This is a genomic window from Coleofasciculus sp. FACHB-712, assembly GCF_014695635.1.
Taxonomy (GTDB): Bacteria; Cyanobacteriota; Cyanobacteriia; order Cyanobacteriales; family FACHB-T130; genus FACHB-T130.
Genome location: NZ_JACJOQ010000334.1, coordinates 1 through 4,290, shown reverse-complemented (window position 1 = coordinate 4,290; position 4,290 = coordinate 1). Strand labels below are relative to the sequence as shown.

5 protein-coding genes are annotated in these 4,290 nt (G+C 45.4%); 3 read left to right on the top strand and 2 right to left on the bottom strand.

Annotation, left to right across the window (positions count from 1 at the left end):
* The 3 genes from H6F50_RS08535 to H6F50_RS08525 form a co-directional block, all read left to right on the top strand.
* The coding region (locus tag H6F50_RS08535) for a DUF4419 domain-containing protein (RefSeq protein WP_190428352.1) at positions 1–1,064 on the top strand (1,064 nt) is incomplete at its 5' end.
* 140 nt (positions 1,065–1,204) lie between these two features.
* Positions 1,205–1,825, top strand: a complete 621-nt coding sequence (locus H6F50_RS08530; RefSeq protein WP_347277149.1) for a Uma2 family endonuclease — start codon at positions 1,205–1,207, stop codon at positions 1,823–1,825.
* Positions 1,826–2,213: 388 nt separating this feature from the next.
* Positions 2,214–2,837 carry a hypothetical protein gene (locus tag H6F50_RS08525; RefSeq protein ID WP_190428351.1) on the top strand — a complete coding sequence of 208 codons (624 nt, stop codon included), beginning with the start codon at positions 2,214–2,216 and terminating at the stop codon, positions 2,835–2,837.
* Between the two features lie 144 nt (positions 2,838–2,981).
* On the opposite strand, the gene H6F50_RS08520 is transcribed toward H6F50_RS08525, so the two are convergent.
* Positions 2,982–3,317: a XisI protein gene (locus H6F50_RS08520; protein WP_190428350.1), complete on the bottom strand. Its 336-nt coding sequence runs from the start codon at positions 3,315–3,317 to the stop codon at positions 2,982–2,984.
* Entirely contained in the window at positions 3,305–3,721 is a 417-nt protein-coding gene (locus H6F50_RS08515; RefSeq protein WP_190428349.1) for a XisH family protein, read from the bottom strand. Before H6F50_RS08515 ends, H6F50_RS08520 begins: the two co-directional genes overlap by 13 nt.
* Positions 3,722–4,290: the final 569 nt, after the last annotated feature.

The following is a 4,290-nucleotide window of genomic DNA, read 5'->3' as shown; positions in this document are numbered from 1 at the left end:
ATTTTGATTATATGCTCTATGCCATTTGCGGCATTCCTGGGATTACAGTGCGCGGAACAGAAGCCGACTGGCGCAGTATCCGACACCGGGTTGAAGCGATCGCTGCTTACGATTTGGGTTGGTGGACAGAACGGCTGTTGCCAATTTGTGACGCTTTGATTGACACTGTTGCTGGTAGACCTCCACTGAAATTTTGGCAGCACATTTACAAACCAAAGGAGATATACGGTGGAGAGGTGATTACAGGATGGTTAGCCGATCTATTTCCCTACATTAATCATTCCGTCACCCATGCGCCTACACAAAAGAATCCGATTCTAGATATCCCTCGTGCAGAACTCACGGTCGAGGACGGAATCTCACCAACAGTATTACCCACGGGACTCTCTAAAGCACCAATCGCACTCGTTACCCCTAAAGGAAAAGCTGATTTAGAAGTGGTTGCAGGCTTTATTGGAGTTCGGCAACAAGATAGCTATCTCCAACCGGAAATCGGCTGGGCAGTACGGAAGCAAGATCGATTTCTCAAGATGCTAACCATCCTAGAGCAAAAACCTAGTATGCGATCGCCAATTGATTGGTCAGACAATCAAAGCCAACCGGAAATGCCAAAGGAACTGATTCAACTCCACAGCCATTTCGACGGTGGCACAATTTTTGCTCAAAGTGAATATCCTTGGCACATTCGGGCATTAGAGGACTATACTTATCACGAGTTGACAGGTACTGACAAACCATTCACTGGTTTCATCGATATTAAGGGCGATCAGTTCACTGGTTTCATGGATATTGAGGGCGATCGCTGCATTGCCTACGGTTATGTACGCCGCCTCAACAGTAGAAATCGCCTTTGGGAATGGTGGGTCATTGTAGGCAAACTCGTTTGTGAAAGAACCGATCCAATGTTTGGACAAGAAGTTTGGACATTCAGAACGGAAGACGTAAAGGTGATTGCCAAAGGAATTCCGCAACTGTTTGAACGGATCGCGAAAGCTAATGGACAATACTACTTTGACGATCCTGACTTCCAACCGGATGATTCATTGTCGGAAAATGCCAGATAGGTTTTGGCATCCGATTCAATGGCATCACTTACTCTGATAGGTGCGATCGCGCATTCGCCTAAGCAGCCCCATTCTCCACGTACAAAGGCAATTTCACAAGTGCTACCATCACCAGTAAATGCGCTCAAGTCACATACCCTGTGTCCACATCCATACCATCTGAGACACTGAATACCCAAACCATTGCGGCAGTACCAACAGAACCCGTGTGGCGTTTGAGTGTTGAGCAGTATCACCAGATGATTCGTCTTGGCATCCTGAGCGACGACGATCCGGTAGAGCTGCTGGATGGATGGTTGGTCTACAAAAGGCCGAAAAATCCGCCCCATCGTGCGGCTACCAAACTCACTCGAAATGCCTTAGAAGCCGTCATTCCAGAAGGCTGGTACATCGATACTCAAGAACCTATCACCCTAGCAGATAGTGAGCCAGAACCAGATGTGGTGGTCGTTCGGGGAAATACCCGCGATTACCTCGATCGTCATCCCGGTGCCTCTGACATCGCCCTAATTATTGAAGTTGCCGATTCTACCCTAGAGCGCGACCGCACCTCAAAACAGCGTCTCTATACCCGTGCTGGGATTCCGATTTACTGGATTATCAACCTCCCAGAAAAGCAGATTGAGGTCTATACCGAGCCTGTTGTGACATCCGAATCCATCTACCAGCATCGTCAAGATTATCAACTGTCTAATGAAGTGCCTGTTGCGATCGCAGGGCAAATAGTCAGCCGTTTATTGGTGCTGGACTTGCTTCCTTAAGTGCTGGTTGGATTTAAATATGCTTGCCCGCGTAGGCTGAACTGAACGTTTGTAAACCTCGCCATTTTTTGTGGTGTTGCATGGCTTAGGATGACAAGTTTTGTCTCTCAAACCATTCCACAGGTAATGGCGAACTGACAAGTCAGCGCTTCGCTATCGCATTCCCAACAAGGTCATTATCCACAATTATTCGCAGCCCAGGAAGCGATCGCGCTTCCTAAATGGCTAACACAGGGAAATTCGTGCTTGAACCTAACAAATGGGTGATGAGCGATCGCGCTGATGAGGGTGCTAAAACGTTTAGAGTAGCATAATAGATAGCTAGGTCGCTTCGCCTCTGAACGGATAATTTACTATGAATAGGTGAAATCCATAAGGACTATAGAAAATGCCTCCAAATAAAAAAGATGATTTTAATTTAGATGATATTAATTCGGATGAGCCTGACAAACTGCTTGAGAATTTGAATAATCAGACCCCAATTGAACTACCATCTTTTGAGACTGACCTCGCCTACCTGTTAGACGACATCCAAAATACACAATTGCCAGAAACATTTTTCTCAGATGATGAGGCGTTTCAAAAATTGTTAGAAGATATTTCGGTGTCTGAGTCTGAATCTAATAGCATAGATTGGTCAGAACCGAATTTTTCAGCTTTGTTAGAAGACACGGAGGAGTTTGATCTATCTTCGATTGAGGAAAGTCTCGAAGAAGAACCCATACCTGAGCCAGATCCCAACCTAACAGCGAAAGATGTTGCAGCTTGGATGCTAAAGCAAGTTGAGACTAAAGGCGTATTCTACCAGCAAGATGCAGCTTGGCATATCAGAAGGTATTTTGGAGAGTGTTTTATTGGACTAAATAAGAATTCCAATCCTGCAATCTCAAAGAAAGTATTAAAAGAATTTCGGCTAATCTCACTTAAAACTGTGGTCTGGAACCGACGAGAGTTGTATTGGAGGCTTCGCCAGCCTAGCGATCCTTCCAAGAGTAGAAGGGTAGATGATTAGCCTCTAATTAGTCATGCTGCACTCTACGCCAAAACTTCACCTTGAAACCATTGCAAAGATAAGCAGTAGGTAGCCTGACTATATCTATGTTTTGTGTATGCCTGTAGAGCAAGCAGGTTGGTAGAGGAGGGATGGCAGGAGGGATTAAGCAACTCCATACCCTGTGTACGGACGCTTATACGGCGGATGTAACCCCAGGACAATATCCTCCTTCGGCACCCCCATCTTTACTAATTCCCGCGCAATGTCCACCTCAGTCATATTGCGCTGAATCCAAATTTTGCCATCCTTAATGTCCAAATGGATGAAACAGTTGTAAACCCGCTTCAGTCCTTCCCAGCCAACATCCAGCAACTGATAGTGGTCATGCTCCGCATCAACAACAAGCTGGCACTCAATGTCTGGATTACGCTCTTCTAGCGTCGCCTGTTCAGTTAACAGTTTACGGACGCATTCGCGGTAGTGTTCTAATCTTTCCATTCGATAACTACCTCCTTGCTTGGATCGTAAACGACGAGCTTTAGTTGATAAATCTTGACCGCTTCTTGAACAAACCGCTCTTGAAAGAAGGAGTCAAATGTATCAAACGGTATCGCTAAATACAGCGTCCTGTCTGGTTCACGCATTTGTAGGGCAAGCCGATAGTTCAAAAATTGACCCAAGGCTACATGAAAGTCATTAATGACAGAGTTGTTCAAAAAGCTTTTGACTTCAACTGCGATTTTTCGCCCCGCCTTATCAGCCGCAAAGACCTTTTCTGCTGCTAAGTCAATCTCAAACTTCACGCCCTCAATTTTTATTGTCAGGGGATCAGCCGTAATCGTCCACTGCTCCTTCAGGAGTGCCTGTTTCACGGCATTATGGAATAAGTCTTTGGCAGCCATTTCTCCTCACCCAGCGTCTCGCCCCATCTTACAGCGATCGCTTAATTTGCTTAGCATTGCATAAGGCTGATTGGTCACACGGCACCAGCGCCAAAACTTCACTTTAAAACCATTGCAGATAGGTAGAGCAAGCAGAATGGGTGGCAGGTGCGATCGCTTCCTAGACTATTAACTCTCTCTTTCTATCGAGCGCTTTCTCTCTCCCTAGGTGGATTAGGCAATTCGTAACTCTTCACTACGATCCCAGTAAATTGAACTGTATAAAGCATCAGAAATTAAATCAAGGTAGGAAAACAGAATGAGAATTTTCTTTTGGGTAACTTTGTCTTTTGTCAGTGTTGGGGCGATCGCCCTTCTTCTCCAACCCATTATTGACGTTCATTAATTTAGGTTTTTTTCTAACCAAAAGGCCAGTCGTTAGTTCAGTTTAGCCCTTTCAATGTAAGGGCTAATTTTGGGAGCATGTCACCTTTGCGGGATGAGGAAAAATCGTTCAGGATGAAGGCATGGAATTGTTGCAACTACTCCCCATGATGACTCCCGAACAAGAACAAGCCCTCAAAATCCAC